At 45.0% G+C, this 19,024-nt stretch carries 24 protein-coding genes; 14 read left to right on the forward strand and 10 right to left on the reverse strand.

Going from position 1 to position 19,024, the window contains the following annotated elements; genetic code table 11:
• Positions 1–240 precede the first annotated feature (240 nt).
• Positions 241–438, reverse strand: a complete 198-nt coding sequence (locus ICW23_RS08170) for a helix-turn-helix transcriptional regulator (protein ID WP_316936460.1) — start codon at positions 436–438, stop codon at positions 241–243.
• A 144-nt stretch (positions 439–582) separates the two neighbouring features.
• Complete coding sequence (hemQ, locus tag ICW23_RS08175; RefSeq protein ID WP_188154319.1) at positions 583–1,344, reverse strand: hydrogen peroxide-dependent heme synthase; 762 nt, start codon at positions 1,342–1,344, stop codon at positions 583–585.
• Positions 1,345–1,600: 256 nt separating this feature from the next.
• Between hemQ and pta the strand changes: the two genes are divergently transcribed.
• Positions 1,601–2,572: a phosphate acetyltransferase gene (gene pta / locus ICW23_RS08180; protein WP_188154320.1), complete on the forward strand. Its 972-nt coding sequence runs from the start codon at positions 1,601–1,603 to the stop codon at positions 2,570–2,572.
• Between the two features lie 38 nt (positions 2,573–2,610).
• Here the strand turns inward: pta and ICW23_RS08185 are convergent, their stop codons facing one another.
• Positions 2,611–3,588, reverse strand: coding sequence for a YeiH family protein (locus ICW23_RS08185; RefSeq protein ID WP_188154321.1), 978 nt, complete (start codon positions 3,586–3,588; stop codon positions 2,611–2,613).
• A gap of 115 nt (positions 3,589–3,703) precedes the next feature.
• Between ICW23_RS08185 and cysL the strand changes: the two genes are divergently transcribed.
• The 6 genes from cysL to ICW23_RS08215 all read left to right on the forward strand — a co-directional run bounded on the left by cysL (position 3,704) and on the right by ICW23_RS08215 (position 8,408).
• Positions 3,704–4,594 carry a cysJI operon transcriptional regulator CysL gene (cysL, locus tag ICW23_RS08190; protein WP_016937573.1) on the forward strand — a complete coding sequence of 297 codons (891 nt, stop codon included), beginning with the start codon at positions 3,704–3,706 and terminating at the stop codon, positions 4,592–4,594.
• A 55-nt stretch (positions 4,595–4,649) separates the two neighbouring features.
• The gene (gene lipL / locus ICW23_RS08195) at positions 4,650–5,513 is read left to right on the forward strand and encodes an octanoyl-[GcvH]:protein N-octanoyltransferase (protein ID WP_045926605.1); all 864 of its coding nucleotides are present in this window, start codon (positions 4,650–4,652) and stop codon (positions 5,511–5,513) included.
• Positions 5,514–5,665: 152 nt separating this feature from the next.
• Positions 5,666–5,845 carry a hypothetical protein gene (locus tag ICW23_RS08200; protein ID WP_016937575.1) on the forward strand — a complete coding sequence of 60 codons (180 nt, stop codon included), beginning with the start codon at positions 5,666–5,668 and terminating at the stop codon, positions 5,843–5,845.
• 46 nt (positions 5,846–5,891) lie between these two features.
• Positions 5,892–6,815 (forward strand): DUF6895 family protein, encoded by a 924-nt coding sequence (locus tag ICW23_RS08205; protein ID WP_016937576.1) that lies wholly within the window; start codon positions 5,892–5,894, stop codon positions 6,813–6,815.
• Entirely contained in the window at positions 6,784–7,581 is a 798-nt protein-coding gene (locus ICW23_RS08210; protein WP_188154322.1) for a hypothetical protein, read from the forward strand. Before ICW23_RS08205 ends, ICW23_RS08210 begins: the two co-directional genes overlap by 32 nt.
• Positions 7,572–8,408, forward strand: coding sequence for a hypothetical protein (locus ICW23_RS08215; RefSeq protein WP_188154323.1), 837 nt, complete (start codon positions 7,572–7,574; stop codon positions 8,406–8,408). The genes ICW23_RS08210 and ICW23_RS08215 overlap by 10 nt, the downstream gene beginning before the upstream one ends.
• Here ICW23_RS08215 and ICW23_RS08220 read toward each other — a convergent pair.
• From ICW23_RS08220 to ICW23_RS08240, 5 genes are all read right to left on the reverse strand, one after another.
• Positions 8,398–9,351 (reverse strand): ABC transporter permease, encoded by a 954-nt coding sequence (locus ICW23_RS08220; RefSeq protein WP_188154324.1) that lies wholly within the window; start codon positions 9,349–9,351, stop codon positions 8,398–8,400. The two genes, ICW23_RS08215 and ICW23_RS08220, sit on opposite strands and share 11 nt — an antisense overlap.
• Entirely contained in the window at positions 9,348–10,268 is a 921-nt protein-coding gene (locus ICW23_RS08225; protein WP_188154325.1) for an ABC transporter ATP-binding protein, read from the reverse strand. The genes ICW23_RS08220 and ICW23_RS08225 overlap by 4 nt, the downstream gene beginning before the upstream one ends.
• A 97-nt stretch (positions 10,269–10,365) precedes the next feature.
• Positions 10,366–10,920, reverse strand: a complete 555-nt coding sequence (locus ICW23_RS08230) for an HAAS signaling domain-containing protein (protein ID WP_095241180.1) — start codon at positions 10,918–10,920, stop codon at positions 10,366–10,368.
• Positions 10,921–11,235: a PadR family transcriptional regulator gene (locus tag ICW23_RS08235; protein ID WP_188154326.1), complete on the reverse strand. Its 315-nt coding sequence runs from the start codon at positions 11,233–11,235 to the stop codon at positions 10,921–10,923.
• A 260-nt stretch (positions 11,236–11,495) separates the two neighbouring features.
• The gene (locus tag ICW23_RS08240; RefSeq protein WP_016937584.1) at positions 11,496–12,269 is read right to left on the reverse strand and encodes an RsfA family transcriptional regulator; all 774 of its coding nucleotides are present in this window, start codon (positions 12,267–12,269) and stop codon (positions 11,496–11,498) included.
• Positions 12,270–12,471: 202 nt separating this feature from the next.
• On the opposite strand from ICW23_RS08240, the gene ICW23_RS08245 reads away from it, so the two are divergent.
• The 3 genes from ICW23_RS08245 to ICW23_RS08255 all read left to right on the forward strand — a co-directional run bounded on the left by ICW23_RS08245 (position 12,472) and on the right by ICW23_RS08255 (position 14,697).
• A complete protein-coding gene (locus ICW23_RS08245; RefSeq protein WP_003151034.1) occupies positions 12,472–12,696 on the forward strand; it encodes a YuzB family protein in 225 nt (74 codons plus the stop codon).
• A 159-nt stretch (positions 12,697–12,855) separates the two neighbouring features.
• On the forward strand, positions 12,856–14,157 hold the full coding sequence (locus tag ICW23_RS08250; protein ID WP_016937586.1) for an HD domain-containing protein: 1,302 nt from the start codon (positions 12,856–12,858) through the stop codon (positions 14,155–14,157).
• A 39-nt stretch (positions 14,158–14,196) separates the two neighbouring features.
• On the forward strand, positions 14,197–14,697 hold the full coding sequence (locus tag ICW23_RS08255) for a YwgA family protein (RefSeq protein ID WP_007407653.1): 501 nt from the start codon (positions 14,197–14,199) through the stop codon (positions 14,695–14,697).
• Positions 14,698–14,760: 63 nt separating this feature from the next.
• Here ICW23_RS08255 and ICW23_RS08260 read toward each other — a convergent pair whose 3' ends face one another.
• Positions 14,761–16,140, reverse strand: a complete 1,380-nt coding sequence (locus tag ICW23_RS08260; RefSeq protein WP_016937587.1) for an APC family permease — start codon at positions 16,138–16,140, stop codon at positions 14,761–14,763.
• Between the two features lie 366 nt (positions 16,141–16,506).
• On the opposite strand from ICW23_RS08260, the gene ICW23_RS08265 reads away from it, so the two are divergent.
• Positions 16,507–16,926 carry a MarR family transcriptional regulator gene (locus ICW23_RS08265; RefSeq protein WP_003151040.1) on the forward strand — a complete coding sequence of 140 codons (420 nt, stop codon included), beginning with the start codon at positions 16,507–16,509 and terminating at the stop codon, positions 16,924–16,926.
• A gap of 38 nt (positions 16,927–16,964) precedes the next feature.
• Here ICW23_RS08265 and ICW23_RS08270 read toward each other — a convergent pair whose 3' ends face one another.
• Positions 16,965–17,153, reverse strand: a complete 189-nt coding sequence (locus ICW23_RS08270) for a 2-hydroxymuconate tautomerase (protein WP_003151042.1) — start codon at positions 17,151–17,153, stop codon at positions 16,965–16,967.
• 104 nt (positions 17,154–17,257) lie between these two features.
• On the opposite strand from ICW23_RS08270, the gene ICW23_RS08275 reads away from it, so the two are divergent.
• The 3 genes from ICW23_RS08275 to ICW23_RS08285 all read left to right on the forward strand — a co-directional run bounded on the left by ICW23_RS08275 (position 17,258) and on the right by ICW23_RS08285 (position 19,022).
• The gene (locus ICW23_RS08275) at positions 17,258–17,917 is read left to right on the forward strand and encodes a site-2 protease family protein (protein ID WP_003151043.1); all 660 of its coding nucleotides are present in this window, start codon (positions 17,258–17,260) and stop codon (positions 17,915–17,917) included.
• Positions 17,918–17,929: 12 nt separating this feature from the next.
• The gene (locus tag ICW23_RS08280; RefSeq protein ID WP_016937589.1) at positions 17,930–18,448 is read left to right on the forward strand and encodes a YwhD family protein; all 519 of its coding nucleotides are present in this window, start codon (positions 17,930–17,932) and stop codon (positions 18,446–18,448) included.
• A 142-nt stretch (positions 18,449–18,590) separates the two neighbouring features.
• Positions 18,591–19,022 carry a hypothetical protein gene (locus ICW23_RS08285; RefSeq protein ID WP_188154327.1) on the forward strand — a complete coding sequence of 144 codons (432 nt, stop codon included), beginning with the start codon at positions 18,591–18,593 and terminating at the stop codon, positions 19,020–19,022.
• Positions 19,023–19,024 lie beyond the last annotated feature (2 nt).

The raw sequence follows: 19,024 nt of genomic DNA on the forward strand, positions 1-19,024 counted from the left end.
TGAAAGTCAGCATGCCAGTATGAGCCAGGCTCTTCTGGATTATAAACTTTATCCGTTCATCTTTTTTTGGCGATAAGGATGCGAAGGTTGACCAAAGAACATAGCTTATGATTGAAAGAGTTAACGTAGAAAAAGTGATTGAGGGCAGTTTTGTTTGTGTAAAGATTGATAGTATGATGAAAGCTCCTGAGACGATAATAAAAAAAACAAATGATATTAAAAAAAAGTTTCTCTTCATTTCTAATCCTCCTCTAACAAAAATATATTCTCTACACTTTCTCTGAAAATCTTTGCTATTTTCAAAGCTAAAGGCAGCGAGGGATTATATTTCCCATTCTCAATTGAAATGATCGTTTGTCTGGACACTTTTAATTTCAAGGCTAAAGTTTCTTGTGAATAAGAATGCCTCTGTCTCATTTCTTTTAACCGATTTTTCACACATATTTCACCTCATTTCGATGCAACAATTGCTCGGCAAGTAAAGTTCGCTTTACGTAAAGTAAACTTTACAAAGAATTCAATATTTTGTAAATGGTTTTTTGAAAAAAAGCCTGATTTTTAAAATCAGGCTTTAACAACTTATTACACGTGCAAAAACTTCGGAAGCGTGTCGAGAGACAGTCGGTTTCCGACAAAGAATGAGCCGAATTCGCCGTAGCGCGCGCTGACCTCGTCAAAACGCATTTCATAGACAAGCTTTTTGAACTGAAGCACATCATCACTGAAGAGCGTGACGCCCCATTCATAATCGTCAAAACCGACAGATCCCGTGATAATCTGTTTGACTTTGCCTGCGTAGCTCCGTCCGATTAAGCCGTGGCTTCTCATCAGGTTTCTGCGTTCATCCATAGAAAGCATGTACCAGTTGTCATTTCCGCTTCTTCTCTTATCCATCGGATAGAAGCAGACATATTTCGCTTCCGGCAGCTCAGGATACAGGCGGGCGCGGACATGCGGATTTTCATACGGATCGCCTTCTCCGCTTGCCAGATAGTTGCTCAGCTCTACCACGGACACGTAAGAATAAGCCGGGATTGTAAATTCAGCAAGCTTTGATTTATTAAATTCAAGCTCGATTTCGTTCAGCTCTTCCATTGTCGGGCGAAGAATCATCAGCATAAAATCAGCTTTCTGTCCGACGATGCTGTAGATGGTTTGCGAGCCTTTGCCTTCTTTTTGGGCGACGCCCCATTTTTCAAGCAGTCCCGTAAATTCGTGTATAATCGACAGGCGCTCATCGCTGGATAACTGCTTCCATGACGTCCAGTCCATTGTGCGGAAATCGTGAAGCGCATACCAGCCGTCAAGCGTTTGTGCGGCCTCGTTCGTTTTTTGCTCACTCATGTATCTTCACTCCTATATCTTTTCATTGATGCCTTCACTATATCACAGTTTAACCGTTTCGGCTGTGGAGAAACCTTGAATAATCCCACCCCTTGTATCAGAAACTAAGCCGTAAACTACCCGTCAGTTAAATTAGTTAGAAAAATAAGATTTCTTATTGAAAGCGCTATAATAGAAGTTGGTTATTTGAATTTAGCTGGAAGAAGAGTATGCTGTAAAAGTAAGCGTTTTTTGTCAACATAGAGGAGGGTATATCGTGGCAGATTTATTTACAAAAGTACAAGAAAAAGTAGCAGGAAAAGATGTGAAAATCGTATTTCCTGAGGGGTTGGACGAACGTATCCTGGTTGCGGTCAACAATTTGGCGGTCAACAAGGTATTAAAGCCGATCGTAGTCGGCAATAAAGAAGACATTCAAGCAAAAGCGAAAGAATTAAATCTTACACTTGACGGCGTTGACATTTTTGACCCGCATACATATGAAGGCATGGAAGAACTCGTTCAGGCTTTCGTAGAACGCCGCAAAGGCAAAGCGACGGAAGAACAGGCGCGCAAAGCTTTGTTAGACGAAAACTATTTCGGCACGATGCTTGTGTACAAAGGTCTCGCGGGCGGACTTGTCAGCGGAGCTGCACATTCTACTGCCGATACGGTGCGCCCTGCACTGCAAATCATCAAAACAAAAGAAGGCGTGAAAAAAACATCAGGCGTCTTCATCATGGCCCGCGGTGACGAGCAATATGTGTTTGCTGATTGCGCGATCAACATTGCCCCTGACAGCCAGGACCTTGCCGAAATCGCCATTGAAAGCGCCAATACGGCTCAAATGTTTGATATTGACCCGCGCGTTGCCATGCTGAGCTTCTCTACAAAAGGATCGGCAAAATCTGATGAGACGGAAAAAGTGGCAGAAGCGGTGAAAATTGCGAAGGAAAAAGCGCCTGAGCTTACGCTTGACGGCGAATTCCAATTTGACGCTGCATTTGTGCCGGCTGTTGCGGAGAAGAAAGCGCCGGACTCCGACATTAAAGGAGACGCGAATGTATTTGTATTCCCAAGCCTTGAAGCAGGAAACATCGGCTACAAAATTGCTCAGCGTTTAGGCGGCTTTGAAGCGGTCGGACCGATTCTGCAAGGATTAAATATGCCTGTAAACGATCTTTCCAGAGGATGTAATGCGGAAGACGTCTACAATCTTGCGTTAATTACGGCTGCTCAAGCGCTGTAATCCGGAAAAAGCCGGCCTTTTAAGAAGGCCGGCTTTTTTTATAGAAAGAAAGCCACTGCGGCCCAGCCGAACAGCGATAAACAGAGAGAGCCGATCAAGCCAGCCGCGAGCGCCCGCCAGCCATTATGACGAAACGCCGATATATGAACGTTCAAACCGAGACCCGCCATTGCCATGCCGATTAAAACATAGGACACTTGAACAAGAAACGCGGAATGCGCGGCGGAAATGATGCCTGATGTGTGGATGGCGCTCATTCCGAGAAATCCGAAGATAAACCAAGGGATCGGCAGTGAAAAAGCAGAGACCGTCTCTGATTTCCCGCCGCGGCGCGCCCGCATTCCAAGCATGAATGCGGCCGGGACGAGCAGCGCGACCCGCGTCAGCTTGACGATCACCGCCATCTCGACGGCTGCTTTTCCTCCGGCGCTTCCGGCCGCCGCCGCATGCGCCACCTCATGAAGCGTTGCCCCGCAAAAGGCGCCGTAAGCAGCAGGAGAAAAGCCCAATACATGATAAGAAAGAGAATATACAACAGTAAAAACGGTTCCTAATAACGAAACGGCGGCTGCACTGATGGCTGTCGCATTTTCGTTTGACCTGATCTGCGGCGCGATCGCGGCAATGGCAGCCGCCCCGCAGATCGCTGTGCCGCAGGCTGTTAACATGCTGAGTGTCTGATCAATGCGGAACAGCCGGGACAGTCCGTATACGACCGCACCCGCAACCATCATACAGCAGACGGCAATTGCAAATACGTGCCAGCCGGCATGATAGATATCCGTCAAGTTCAGTCTCATGCCAAGCAGGATAATGCCGGCTTTCAGCAAGTATTTGCTTGAGAATCGAATCCCCGGCTCCAATGCCGCCTGCTGTCCGAAAACGGCGCGCCAGACCATTCCGATCAGCATCGCGAGGACAAGCATTCCGAGCAAATTTAAAAACGGCAGACGGCTGGCATAGAAAGCCGCAAACGCAATTCCTGCGGTAACTGAAACACCCTTTACTATCTTCATCTCAGTCACTTCCCATTAGGTTGATAACTCCACTTTACTGCGGTCTTAATCATTAGTAAAATATATTCATATGATCTAAACGATTAGAAAAAATAATGATAAGGGGCGATGCTTTTTGTATTATGGGGAATTGAAAACATTCATTGCCGTCGTCGAAGAAAAAAACTTTACAAAAGCGGCGCAGAAGCTGATGATTTCTCAGCCGAGCGTCAGCCTTCACATTAAAAATCTGGAGAAAGAATTCCAAACCGCCTTGCTGAACCGCTCCCCGAAGCACTTTACGACTACGCCGACGGGGGACATTCTCTATCAGCGCGCCAAGCAAATGGTCTTCTTGTACGAGCAGGCGAAAACCGAAATTTACGCCCATCATCATTATGTCAAAGGGAAGCTCAAAATCGCCGCGAGCTTTACCATCGGCGAATATATTCTGCCGCCGCTTCTTGCAAAGCTTCATGACGAGTATCCCGAACTGAACCTTGATGTCATGATCGGGAACACGGAGGAGGTCAGCGAAGCGGTTCGGATGCTTCAAGCCGATATCGGATTAATAGAAGGACATACGGGGAAAAACGAGCTCGACATTCAGCCGTTCATGGAGGATGAATTATGCATTGCCGCACCTAACGGACACCCGCTCGCCGGCAGAAAAAACATCCCGGTGACCGACTTGCAAAATCAAGCGTGGGTGACGAGGGAGAAGGGTTCGGGGACGAGGGAGTATTTGGATCATGTCCTGCATTCAAACGGACTGCGGCCGAAATCCATGATGACGATCAGCAGCAACCAGGGCGTCAAGGAAGCTGTGATCAGCGGAATGGGTCTTTCCGTTCTGTCAAAAAGCGTACTGCAAAAGGATCTGCTTCACGGCAGCATTTCCGTGCTTCAGATCAAAGGGTTTTCCTTAAAACGGAAACTGTCTATCATTCAATCTTCCATTATGGAGAACACAAAAAACAAAGAAATCTTCATCGCTCTTTTGAAAAGTCAATTTCAATCATCTTAAGCGGAATGATATAATAAATGCATGGAGAGCCTATGACGAAAGGGATTTAATATAGATGGGAAAGCAACCGATTGATTTATTGATGCAGCCGAGCTGGAGAATCATTGACCAATCCAGCCTCGGTCCTTATTTTGATGCGAAGCAGTCATTCGCAATGGATGATACGCTGTGCGCCTCCGTAGGCAAAGGGGAATCGCCTGCGACAGCACGCTCTTGGGTGCACCACCGGACGATCGTGCTCGGCATTCAGGACACACGCCTGCCGTTTTTAGAGGACGGCGTGAAATTGCTGGAGGACGAAGGCTATCGTGTAATTGTCCGCAATTCAGGAGGCCTCGCGGTCGTTCTTGATGAAGGCGTATTGAATATCTCGCTTATTTTTGAAGACGAGAAAAAAGGCATCGACATCGACAGAGGCTACGAGGCGATGACGGAGCTGGTGCGGCGGATGCTGCGTTCGTACAATGCTGAAATTGAAGCATATGAAATTAAAGGATCGTATTGTCCGGGCAGCTATGATCTCAGCATCGGCGGGCGGAAATTCGCGGGAATCTCACAAAGGCGCCTGCGGGGCGGAACCGCAGTTCAGATTTACCTCTGCGCTGATAAAAGCGGAAGCGAACGCGCCGATCTGATCAGACGTTTCTATCAAGCCGCTTTAAAAGACAAAAGCAATGACACAAAAGGCGTGTACCCCGACATCCGGCCTGAAACGATGGCTTCCTTAAGCGAATTGCTGCAAACGGACATTACCGTGCAGGACTTAATGCTGTCACTTTTAACCGAACTGAAGGAACGCAGCGGCCGCCTGTATGCAGCCGGATTATCGCCGGAAGAAGAAATGGTATTTGAAAAAAATCTGACCCGAATGCTGGAACGGAATGAGAAGGTGTTCGGTACGCAGGAAAGCTTGGACTAGGTCCGGGCTTTTTTATTTTTAGTAATTATATACTAATTAGTTATAGTGAAAAAAGAATCGTTATTCTAAAACTAGTTTACAATTTATCCCTTATTTGATTAATATATTGTTGTAGGTTCCAAATAATTCTATAAACTAGAGGAGATGGAGATATGAATTTTAAAAAAATAAAAGAGGAAAAAAGAATCACGATCCCGACACATTTGTTAGCCGGAGATGCGGAGCAATCAGGCAATAGCTTTGCTTGGAGCGGCTGGGTGCTTGTAGTACCGAGCCAAGAAGACAATCAAAACCCGAATTTGAATTTCAATGATTTAGCCGTTCAGAATTAGATTCATCCGTTTGGAACCTACGCATCTTAGAAAAGGCGGTGAGAGTTTGACACAGGAGTATATAAGAGAAATTAAGCGGGGAGCACTGTCATGGATTGTTGAGAATATCCATTATTTTGATATGAATCATAAAGTAGCGAACGATTTCAGATGGCGGCTTAAAACATTTATAGAGCTTATTTTTCTTACCAATTACCTGATTAGAAATCAGGCAGATGATAAGGAAGTTGCTGTTTTAACGGAATTTATTACAGAAAGGCTCCGTAATGATCAGCTTGAAGAATTTATTCATTTTGATCCGGACGGCCTTGCCGGATTGGCTATTGCAGGTGAATTTCTTGTCTTAACTGATCACCCGACACGGGCTTCAGTGATATGGGAGCTGGAAAAATTCACGGCGTCTCGTTTTGATGAAAGCCTTGCTAAAATTCCTTTTCGAAAAATGGATCTGAAGTACAGTCTGCAAAGAGCAGGCGTAAATTTAGAAATGCCGGATTTTTCTGATTTATATTGCTACACGGCAGCCGGTCAAAATATCCCAAATACATATATGACTGACCATGATGCGTACAGTATAACTCATACGATTTTTTATATAACAGATATGGGATGTTCTTCGCTTACAGATAAAGAGTATCATCTGCCTTCCTTAAAAGAAAAGGTCCTGAAATTTCTCGGGATTTATATATGTCTTGAGAATTTAGATATTACCAGTGAATTATTGATGTGCAGCTCTTTTTTACATATCGACATGGAAAAAGAAAATCATAAACCGCTCTATGAGGCAGCCTGGAATAAAATATTTCAGGGCCGAATGAAAGAAGGGAATATCCCGAGCATCACCTATCAACATAAACCCGGTTTGAAAGGTGAACAGCAAAGAGAAGATGTGTTTAAACACTGCTACCATACAACACTCGTCGCCGCGGGTGCCGCGCATGCTTGTCTTAGAGCAGAAAGGAACGATTAACTTGAACAGATTAGCTGAAGAGACAGATCAATTTTTATTATCTTTTGCTGAACAATCGCTTCCGGATATGAAGAGCATTCAGCTGTTTGCCGGCTTCTGCAAATACTACAGGAAGACGAGCCATTCTTCGGCTCTAAAAGAACATATTGAAAGGATTGCGGCAGCCTTCGTTGATAAGTCATGCTGGGAGGATCTGTTTCACTGTAATACGGCCATAGTCAATGAATTGATTCATATCTATTTAACATCAAAAACTTATAAAAAGAAGCAGGGATTGCAAGCGGATGATCAGATCATACGTCATGGATTGCAAAACGGATATCTTATAAAAAAAGAATGGCCTTATTTTAAATACGCCGAATTAGTCGGTTTGCTGAACGAACTGGAAATGCCATTTGATCAGGAAAAAGTCCGTTTTTACAAAAATTCGATGTTTCAGCCTTTGCTCCGCGACGCATGGAAAAGAACAGCTGAAAACGAGCTTGAGTTTATTGAGTACTGTCTTCTTCATTTGAATAAGGGGGAGCATCAGCTTCATCCCGGCTTGAAGGCTTCCATTCAAAAATGGCTTGTGTTTTGTCTCAGCAGCCGAAAAATGAAACAGCTTTGCACTATGTTATTGATCCAATCGTGTATTGATCCTTTTTTTTATGGCTGTCAAGCAGCCCTTCATTACATAAATAACGGGAATCCATCCATTCATTGTGCTCCGGCTCTTCTGCCGGCGATTGAGATTCTGAATCTGGAGTGTGGAACATGCAGATAGTAAAGGGACATTTTAATATAAAAAAAACAGAAGAATGGCTGCTGGGTTTTTGGAAGAACCTTCAGCTGCAGCCGGAAGAAATGGAAGCTGATGACCTTATGCACCTGTTTTGCGGTTTAGCGGCATGTCATCATTTTGAAAGCAGAAAGGATACAGAAGAAGTTATTCTATTCCTAGACCGTTATTTCGGAGAAAAAACGCATGAATGCCACCCCGTCCTGTTCGCGTATGCGTATCATGTTTACCGCAGGATGGATGCCGCAAAAAGCATTTTTTTTCATAACGGACATGAACAAATGGTCCGCGGTTTACAAGAGGAACTGAAATCAGAGCCCGCCTCTATGATCCTCATGGTGTTAGCAGCTTATTTTGGGGCGGTGACCCCGGAAGAGCTGATCGTTTTCTTAGAAACCGCAATGAAACGGGAGGCCGATTTGCTCACGGCACCGGGCGGCATGCAGGAAGAACAGGCGGATGCCCTTTATGCCGTCTCTTATTTGCAAATGAAAGAATTACAGCCTTTTCTCACAAAATGGTACAAAACATCGGACTTTGCTTTCTCAGGTTTAATGTTAGCCGAGTGCAGAAAGTATCACATTGATGCCGTTGCGAAATACACAGCCATTATGAAATTTCTTCGATTCGATGACGCTCTTTTTATACAGGAAGGGCGGGAATTTCTACGCTTTCAGCAGCGAAGCAGCGGGAGCTTCGGTTATTTGAATCCATTAGCGATGGATCAAGGAAAGGTCAGCGGCAAATTGCTGGACCGTCAATATTTTCTGCCGTCCGCTCATTATGCCGCCGCCTCTCTGTCTATGCTGTAATGTCTCTCTTTTGAAAGACGGAAAAAGAAATCAATAAACAAATAAGAAAGTAGATCGCTATAACCGTCACGGAATAGGGAATGTTTAACGTTGAAATTGCATCACCCGCGTTTTTATTTACATAAGCAACGAGATTTAAATGCGGAAATAGTGTGAATTTATACCACGTAAATTGAGCAAGCAAATCTGTCCCGCCCAATATACTGCCGGCAAACAGCAGTAAAACGGATAAGCAAAGGGAGAGAGCCTGACTTTTGAACAATACTGACAAAGTGAACGCGATGGTGACAATACTTATAATTGAAATGAAACGCAAAAGAAGGATGATCCCGGATGCTTTTAAGGAACTGATGGTATACAGACTGTCATTTAAATGAGTATAGACGAGCGGATATGAAGCATTGGAAAAACCGAATAACACGCCGCCGATCAGCAAACAGCTCACACAGTAAAACAAATAAACCATACCGGTAAACAGAAGGGACGCGAGAAATTTTGATGCTAAGATCCGCCATCTTCGGTTCGGGCTTGTGGCGATAAACTTAATCGTCCCAAGGGCAAACTCTTTAGAAACAACCCCGCAGACGGTTAAAATCGCGGTTAAGCTTACGAAAATCTCAAGTCCGTTTGAAGTAACCGTGCCGAAAAACCTCCAGCCGCTCCATTCATAGGGGTTGATGTTATGCTCTAAATAATAGTCTTTATTCTTAACATCAGCAGAATAATAAACGCCTGTCGTTTCAGCCGGTTTATCAATTTCTTCCTGTTTTTTTTCGGCGAGAAGCCGTTCCTTCCAATTGTTATCCGAGGAAGCATCTAACTCATGATTCATAATAAGGCCGGCCAGCAAAACGATGAGAAACAGGAAAAAAAGAGATAAAAGCGTGCTTTTTTTTCGGGTTATTTTTATGAATTCGTTCTGCGCCAGATGAAATATGCTCATACCGCGTCCTCCTGATCTGTAATCATCATGTATTTTTCTTCTAACGACAGAGTTCTTGCAGAAACGCGGGAAATCAGAATCTCTTTCTCTGCCAAAGATTTAATGACATACGGGATGGTATCTTCTTCCGCTTCCAATTCAATGATGCGGCTGTCTTTTTGCTTTACTTGAAGAATACCTTCCTGTTCCAAAATTTCTTTCGCCCTTTCAGAGTGATTGACCGTGATGGTAAACAGCTTTTTCTGGGCAGGGTCATTTCTTTTCTTCATTTCTTCAATTCCTAAAATCCGGCCCTTTTTGATATAGGCAACTCTGTCGCAAATTTCCTCCATTTCAGATAATAAATGGCTTGATAATAAAATAGAAACCCCTTGCTTCGCTAAATCAGAAAGAATGGTGCGCAATTCTCTCATTCCTTTAGGATCGAGGCCATTCATCGGTTCATCCAGAATTAATAACCCGGGATTGTGAAGAAGAGAATAAGCGAGCCCCAAGCGCTGTTTCATACCCAATGAGAAATGTTTCACTTTTTTACGGGCAGCCTGCTCTAATCCGACTTTTGCAAGGATATTCATGAGGTCATCCGTTTTCAGCGAGGTGCTCCGCAGTCTGGTGAAATATTTCAGGTTTTGCAAAGCGGTCATATTCGGATACATGTCCGGGCCTTCGATGATAACCCCGATATGATTCATAAAATATTCAAAGTCGCTGTCCGGTCTGCCCCTGAACGAAATGGTTCCTTCCGTTTTTTTAATAAGCTGTACGATCATTCTGAAAATAGTGGTTTTCCCCGAGCCGTTCGGTCCGAGAAGGCCGAAAATCTCACCTTTTCTCACATCGAAAGAAATTGACTGTACAATCGGAGTATGATTGATGGTTTTAGAAACATTTTTCAATATCAGGGCCGGTTCAGTCATAATATTTGCACACCTTCCTTATGAATTAGGATAAAAGCCGTCAAAACCGAAGAACATGCTTCCGATCAGACCGGCTGCGATTAAAATGAGAGCAATGCTATACCACATTTTGCGATTCAATGGTTTCCCTCCTTACAACGCTGACATTCCATTTGAAATAGCGCAAAAAGATGCGGAATATCAGTTTCGAAAGATCAAATCCGGCCATAAACACTGCCATACCGGCTCCGAGGACAATACATCCGTTAAAGATGGCTGTTACAATCGGCACTTTTACGAGGAGAAAGAATGATCCGGTCATCAGCATAAGGCCGATCGCCATCAAACTTAACACCGTAACAGAGGCAAAAAGAAACGGTGTCAGCATAAACATGAAGTTGAACATGCCCATACCCAGCAGCAGGCCGAATGCCTTGAAAAAGGAGCGCCATGTCTTCTGCTCCTGGGCATTATTGATGAAAATATCCGCTTTTAGAGTGCGCGCAAGTGTTTTTGGATTACCTAAATTGCCGGCGATTTGTTCATCGCTTTTTCCTTCAGCCCCGCCCACGTCAAATATTTCGCTGATATCCGCGAGTATCTCTTTTTGCTCAAATTCCGGCAGATCTTTTATTTCCCGCCGGAGATGTTTTAAATATTGGTCTTTACACATTCATTTTCCCTCCTTAATGATGCTGTTCACTTTTTCGGACAGGTCAAGCCATTCCGATTTTAATGTTCGATGATAAAAGGCGCCTTCTTCTGTTACTTTGTAATATTTGCGTGACGGGCCTTGATCTGAAGCTGCTGTATACGTTTTTAAATAGTTATTTTTTGTGAGTCTTCGTAATATGGGGTAGATGGTGCCCTCCGATACAGGGAACGTTTCACTTATTATCTTGATTAATTCATAACCATATAAATCTTCATAAAGAAGCAGGGATAACACACAAAGTTCCAACGCTCCTTTTCGTAATTGGCTACTCATTTACTATCATTCCCATCATATCTAATAATTGTATTCTCTATACAGTGTATTGCACAGTAGTAAATCAAGCAATAATTCCCAAGAACCATTTGGGGTGAGGAATTGAATCTTTATGCTTATGTACGGGCGGGAACCGAGTTATGCAGGCCCTGCGGGAAGAAGATCTCTTGAACAATGTTTACATTAATATAGATCAGGTTGTACGTCATTGACAAATGGCAAAAACCCCTTTTCCATGACAAGGAAAGGGGGTTTTTCCCTTATTCGGCCATTTTTTCTAAATTGCCGTTCCGGTCCATTTTGAAGGACGGGGAGGCGTGTTCGTCTTCTTCAAATAAAACTAGTTTTCTGGCTCTGTTCATAATTTTAACCAAGGTTTCGTAGTCTTCCTGAATGGTTTTTTGGTCTTTTTCAAGCTTTTCGACGGCCGCTTCCAGCTGCTCGGTTTTAGACTGCAATTCTTTGTTTTCCCGTTTTAAACGGTCATTTTCCATTTGCAGGGCGGAAGTTTGCTTTCCGCTGCCTTCATAGCTCTGCAGAAATTGAATGACGTCTGCCATTGTGAGCTCCGCCTTTTGGCTCGGCTGCTGAGGCGCCAGCAAATGTGATAAACTAGCTAACTCTTCCTTGAAGCTTTCATCGACATAAGGCATATGTTCGCCGGACATGACGGCTTGCCGGTCTTCTTTAGGCGCTTCTGCTTGAACCGTCTCTTCGGCTGCGGTTTCCTGCATGATATCCGCTTCCGGAGCAGGCGGCTGATATAATAGTTTCTTCTTGGCCGGCTGTCCGTTTCCGAGCGCGCGCATCCGCTGTTTCCGCTGTTTTTTGGCGAGCTGAAGCGCTTTTTCGTATTGATGGCGGACGACGGCATTCCATCTGAATCCGCACGCTGCCGACGTTCTGTTTAACTTATCGCCTACCTCTTCAAAGGCGTTCAGCTGCGTGCTTCCTTCCCGAACGTGACGGAGCACGGTTTCCGCAAGCAGCAGGTCGTTTTCTTCTGACCAGGCGTCCTGTCTTTGTTTTGTCAATGTTCTCAACCCCCAATATCTTTGATGGTATTAGAATGTCCAGATTGGAAAATATTTATACAAATTGGCTGAAAGAATGAGAGATACGCAGAGCCTTGCAGGATAAGATGAATCCTTGTACAATGAGATGTGATGTGATTTTTTTCGTTTTTAAAATTAAGATTTAACATAGAGGAACATTGAATGAAGGGAAGCGTACATCATGGCTAATGAATTCCGAGTGTGTGATGATTGCCAAGCCACCAATATTAAAACATTGCTGCCGCGTTTAAAAGAAGCTGACCCGGATGCAAAAGTGGAGGTCGGCTGTCAGTCATATTGCGGGCCCGGACGCAAAAAATCGTTTGCTTTCGTAAACAACCGCCCGCTGTCGGCGCCGACTGAGGACGAGCTGATTGAGAAAGTGAAAAAGAAGATCAAAAAGTAAATGTGTGTTTCGACAGCCTCGCCCGATGGGTCAGGCTTTTTTGCTTCAAAAAAATCAGTTTCGGAAAAAGTGGAACAAAACGCCGGACAAATTCAAGGATGTTTTCAAAAGACTGAGCCGATATAATAGAATCACGGCTAAAAAAAAGAGGGAATGACGATGGCGTATCCAAATGGAAAATTATCAGAAGAAAAAGTGTTTAAAGATCCCGTTCACCGCTATGTTCATGTGCGGGACAAGCTGATCTGGGATTTGATCGGCACCCGTGAATTTCAGCGGCTGCGCCGGATCAAACAGCTCGGTACGACGTATTTGACGTTTCACGGCGCGGAACACAGCCGTTTTAACCATTCTCTCGGCGTCTATGAGATTGTCAGAAGAATGGTTGACGATGTTTTTAAAGGGCGCCCTGAATGGGATGACAATGAACGCGAACTCTGTCTCAGCGCCGCGCTTTTGCACGATTTGGGACATGGGCCGTTTTCGCATTCCTTTGAAAAGGTTTTTCATCTGGATCATGAAGACTTTACGAGAGAAATTATTCTCGGCGATACCGAGGTGAATCAGGTTCTCAGAAAGGCGGGTCCCGGATTTCCGCAGGATGTTGCAGAAGTCATTGCTAAAACATACAGAAACAAACAGGTGGTCAGCCTGATTTCGAGCCAGATTGACGCCGACCGGATGGATTATCTTCAGCGGGACGCGTACTATACGGGCGTCAGCTACGGACATTTTGATATGGAACGGATTTTAAGGGTGATGCGTCCGCGTGAGGACCAGATCGTCATTAAGCAAAGCGGCATGCACGCCGTCGAAGACTATATTATGAGCCGCTATCAAATGTATTGGCAGGTGTATTTTCATCCCGTGACGAGAAGCGCTGAAGTCATTTTGACGAAAATCCTCCACCGTGCGAAGCAGCTCCATGAAGAAGGGTATATCTTCACGCATGCTCCCGTTCATTTTTATTCCATCTTTGAAGGGAAGCTGACGCTTGAGGATTATCTGAAGTTAGATGAAGCTATCATTTTATATTATTTCCAGGCTTGGGAGGATGAAGAGGATCAGATTCTGTCCGACTTGTGCCGCCGCTTTATTAACCGCCAGCTGTTTCAGTATGCCGAATTTAACCCGAATGAGGAAATGTCGGCTTATTTTGAACTGACTGCTCTGTTTAAAGAGGCGGGAATTGATCCCAATTATTATTTGGTGGTCGATTCTTCATCGGATCTGCCGTATGATTTTTACCGTCCGGGTGAAGAGGAGGAGCGTCTGCCGATTCATCTGTTAACGCAGAACGGCCAGATCAAAGAGCTGTCCAGGCAGTCCGCCATTGTCGAATCCATTTCGGGAAAACTGCGGACGGATCATAAGCTGTACTATCCGATGGACCTCATTTTTGACGATTCAGAAAACCCTGAAGCGAAATTAAAAATCCGGCAGCTGCTGGGACTGACATAAAAGGATTTTGGTAAAGAAGGAAAAGGAGATGTCGGGAATTTGTTGAAAGAACATGCAAAACTGATGAAAGTGTTCTCGGATTCTGGAGAAATCATCGGGCGGAAAAAGCTGCAGAAAATCATTTATATCGCAAAGAAAATGCAGTATCCTTTCTACGAAAAATATGATTTTCATTTTTACGGCCCGTATTCCGAAGAACTGACGCTTCGAATTGAAGAGCTGTGCAATCTTGGGTTTCTGGATGAGGTGAAGGAAAAAAAGGGCGGCTACTTTCAATACCGGTATTCGCTGACGGAGACGGGCGCTGAGTTTTTACATCACGCGGAGCTGACGATGCCGGATATGAAGAAGTACATCGACAGCGTCAACAGCCGCTCATCCCGGTTTCTGGAGCTGGTGTCTACGATTTTGTATTTTGACGGCCTTGAAGCTGAGGAAAAGAAAGAGAAAGTGTTTACGATCAAGAGCAAGCAGAAATATACAGATGAAGAATATGATGAGGCGCTTCACTACATAGAAGAGCTGAAACACATTTGTTAAAGGCGATGGCTTTCGTCTTTTTTTATGTAAAAACCAGGCCGCAACATGCGGGCCTGGTTTTGTTTATTGTCTCAATTTGCTGTGCTTGTACGAATATAAAAAGTAAACGATCACGCCGATGATCAGCCAGGCGGCAAAATAAAGCCACGTTTTCAGCGGCAGATTGACCATTAAAAACAAACAGCAGATAATGGCCAAAATCGGCAGTACGGGAACGAAAGGCACTTTAAATCCCCGAGGCAGATCCTTATGAGTGCGGCGCAGAATCAGCACGGACAGACTGACCATGGCGAATGTCAGCAATGCGCCGATGTTTGAGAGATCCGACAGTTCTTTCAGATCAACAAAACCCGCAATGCATGCACTGATCAGTCCGATCAGCCACGTATTAAAGATCGGCGCTCCCGATTTCTTTCCGACAATGGTAAAGACTTTCGGCAGCATTCCGTCTCTTGCCATCGCCAAGGATATGCGGGTCGCTGCATACGTATGCGCGAGAATGACGGCCATCAGCCCGATCACCGCTCCGGCAGCGATAACGCCCGCCACCGCATTTTGTCCGACAGTCTGCAATACATAAGACATGGCTTCCGGCACATTTAGCTGTGTATACGGAACCATCCCCGTCATGACGAGACAGACAATGACGTATACTAATGTACAGATCACCAGTGAACCGATAATGCCGATCGGCAGGTTGCGCTGCGGTTTTTTGACCTCTTCAGCCGAAGCGGAAATCGCGTCAAACCCGAGAAACGCAAAAAAGACGGCAGAAGCCCCTGTGATGACGCCTTTCATTCCAAAAGGCATAAAAGGATGCCAATTGCCCGGCTTTACAAAAAAGCTGCCTGTGATGATAAACAGCAAAACAATTCCGATTTTTACGAGAACCATTATATTATTAAATGTTTTGCTCTCTTTGGAGCCGCGTGACAGAACGACCGCAATTAATAGAGTAATGATGATGGCAGGAAGGTTGACGATGCCTCCCTGGCTCGGCACGTGCAGCAGACTGTCCGGCAAAGGCATGCCGATTTCGGCTAACAGATTATTGAAATAACTTGACCAGCCGCTTGCGACCGCGGATGCCGTCACCATATAAACGGATAAGAGCGTCCAGCCCATTAAATGGCCGATAATTTCTCCCATCGTCGTGTAAGAGTAAATATAAGCACTTCCGTAAACCGGGAGAACAGAAGCGATTTCGGCGTAACATAATGCTGCAAGGCTGCAGACAACGGCTGCAATGATAAAAGAAAAGATAACGGAAGGCCCGGCGTTTTTCGCGGCCGTAATGCCTGTAAGGACCATGACACCCGTCCCGATGACGGCGCCGATGCCCAGTAATGTTAAATCAAATCCACCCATCGTTTTGGCAGTCTGCCTGTTTCTGCTTTGTTCAAGCAGCTGGGTGATGTCTTTTTTTTGTAGGATATTCCGCAACACGCATCCCTCCATCCGAAAGCAAAAACCAAGAGGAGCTCTTTGGCTTTTACCCGTGTCACATCTTCTGTGTAATCAACAATCCTGTGTTCTGTTTCCCTGTCTGTTTCGTTTCTTTTCCAATCATATTGTCTGCCGCATCCGATCAGATCAGCCACCTTTATGATTTTACCTGAATCGTGTCTATAAAACCAGCATTGCATAAAAGGATATGGTAAAAAAGAGGGAGACAAAAGTCTGGACAAGGCAGGATAAAAGTTGCGGGCATTCCGGCCGGAATTTTGACTTTCTCCGTAAGGTATCAGTAAAATGTAATAAAAAACTAACAAATGATGATGGATGCATCTTGAAATGGGGAGTTTCTGCATGAAGCACGATAACTTGCAAGCAAATGTACTGGATTACGCTCTTACAAAGTATTTAAAGAGCACGAAAAAGCTTGATGAGGCGACAATTCCGAAGAGTATCAATAATATCAGAGGATTTATTCTGAGGATTATTTACCGGCACGGCACGTGTACGATTAAAGATATATTGCAGGAGGTTACATTATCACCTTCCGCCACGACAACCGCTCTCAATCATTTAGAAAAAGAAGGGTTCGTGGAAAGGTCGAGAAACAACGAAGACCGCCGCACGGTATGGATGACGCTTTCCGAATCGGGGAAAATGGCGGCCATGCAAATGATTGAAAACCGGCAGCTGCTGATTGACGAACTGTTCGAAGCATTGACAGAGGAAGAAAAGAAAATCTTTTTCAGCCTGGTTGAAAAGGTTGTGAAATAAGCCGGCCTGCGTACAGCATTGCCGGCCTTTATCAAGGATTACTCCGTATCGCTGATCCGTTTGCCGGCGACGGCGTAATGATCCTTTCTCATTTCTTCAATCATGACAATGATCTTTTCTTCGGCTGCGCCTGTCGTTTCTTTGACGGCTTCTGTTACTTTTTCAACCAGATTCCGTTTTTGTTCATCTGTGCGGCCTTCAAGCATTTTAACGGTTACGAGCGGCATGGTGCTGATCCTCCTTTATTGTTTCCTCTCTTTGGAAGAGAGATCACTTATAGTATACTGAATGAAGGACAATCTTGCATTTTAAAAAAAGGGGATTTTTACATTTGGACAGATTTTTATATTATCCGCTGGAGCTTATGCCCTATGTCGTCATTACGCTGATCGTGGCATTTACGATGCATGAACTGGCGCACGCGTATGTCGCGTATCGGTTCGGTGATGATACAGCGGCGAGACAGGGAAGATTAACGCTCAATCCGATTAAACATCTTGATGTTTTCGGAACCATTCTTATTTTGGTCGCAGGTTTCGGCTGGGCCCGTCCGGTGCCGGTGAACCGCCGCGCCTTTAAAAGACCGCGGCTGGCCGGGGTGCTGGTTTCCGTCGCCGGGCCTGTAAGCAACCTGCTTCTTGCCTTTATCGGTTTCTTTTTGCTAGTGTTGATGCATGCTTACGGAATGGAGCTGCTTTCGGCATTCAGCATGGGGCTTGACCGCTTTTTCTCTATATGGATTCAGCTGAATCTCGCGCTTTGTTTATTCAACCTGCTGCCGCTTCCTCCGCTTGACGGCTACCGGATTATTGAGGATCTCGTGCCGCCGCGGGTGCGCGCGAAAATGACTCAATTTGAGAGCTACGGGATCATCGTGTTTCTCGTGCTGTTTGTGACACCGGTCGGCTCCTATGTCGTGTGGCCGCTGTTAAGCGAGGGAAGAGACTGGATTCTCAAGGTTTTTGCCATTATATTTCAACCGCTTTTGTAGGAGGGTATTTTCATGGAAGAAAAAAAGAAAAAAACAATCGGATTTAATATCATTAAAAGTGATCCGACCGACGGACATGGCGGTTTCGGCGCCGGATCGCTGAGCCTTGACAATATTTCTCCGGTATTTGTCGATGTGGAAGAGAAGGAAGCCTTCGTCGATATCGGCGCCATGCACGCCCGCAGTGTCGTAGAAAAAGGGATCAAATTCCTGCCGAACAAGGATGAAGTGCCGAACGGCAAACCGTACTGGCTCGTGTGGGTCACCATTGACAGAAAAGAAGAAGGCCCTTATTACGCGGGTGTGACGGCTTGTGAAATGACTGTGGACAGAAGTATCCGCAGAGGTTATAAGTCATTGCCGGAGCATGTGAATTTAATGGATAAATCAATGAAGCGCCGCATTATCGTGGATAAAATGGATGACAGCTCAAAGCAGGTGCTTGCTGAATTTCTTCAGAAGCATGACCAAGGGCTATGGGACCGTTCATCTGATGAATTGAAGACGGGTCTGCTTCCGGAAGAAAAATAATTTGTGAACTTTTTGTGAACTTTATAAATATTTGCACTATTTTACATTTTTACTGAGTAAACTGTTGATACAGAATCAGGACATGGAAAGTCCCGAGCCGAACCAAGACTCGGGGTTTTTCATGTTGAGCGGAGGTTTCATCATGTTCACCGTATTTGAAATCGGACCTTGGGTCATTGAAGCAGATGCGGCGGAAACGAGAAAACAATATGAAAAATCATGGGCTGAACCTTGCGATTGCGGGAGCTGCCGGAACTTTTCCGAGGCGATGAATCTCCTTCCCGCTGAGAAAACAAGGCTGTTTACACAGTTTGGGATTCGTCCGGCTGTCTGTCACGACTTGGGGGAGCATGGAAAGGAAAACGGCCTGCATCATTATGCGGGCAGTTATCCGATTGTCGGCAGGCTTAGGGAAGGCTGTCCGGAGTATCATATTGAGAGAGCGGGAGATATCCGCTTTTCATTTTCTTTGCCGAGTACAACATTTTTTATACCGAAGGATTTTCCCGATCCTATTATCCATCTCGACTTTTCACTCTTGCTCCCGTGGGTGCTTGAGGAAGAAGCGGAGTAAAG

It is taken from the genome of Bacillus sp. 1021 (genome assembly GCF_014534735.1).
GTDB lineage: Bacteria > Bacillota > Bacilli > Bacillales > Bacillaceae > Bacillus > Bacillus siamensis.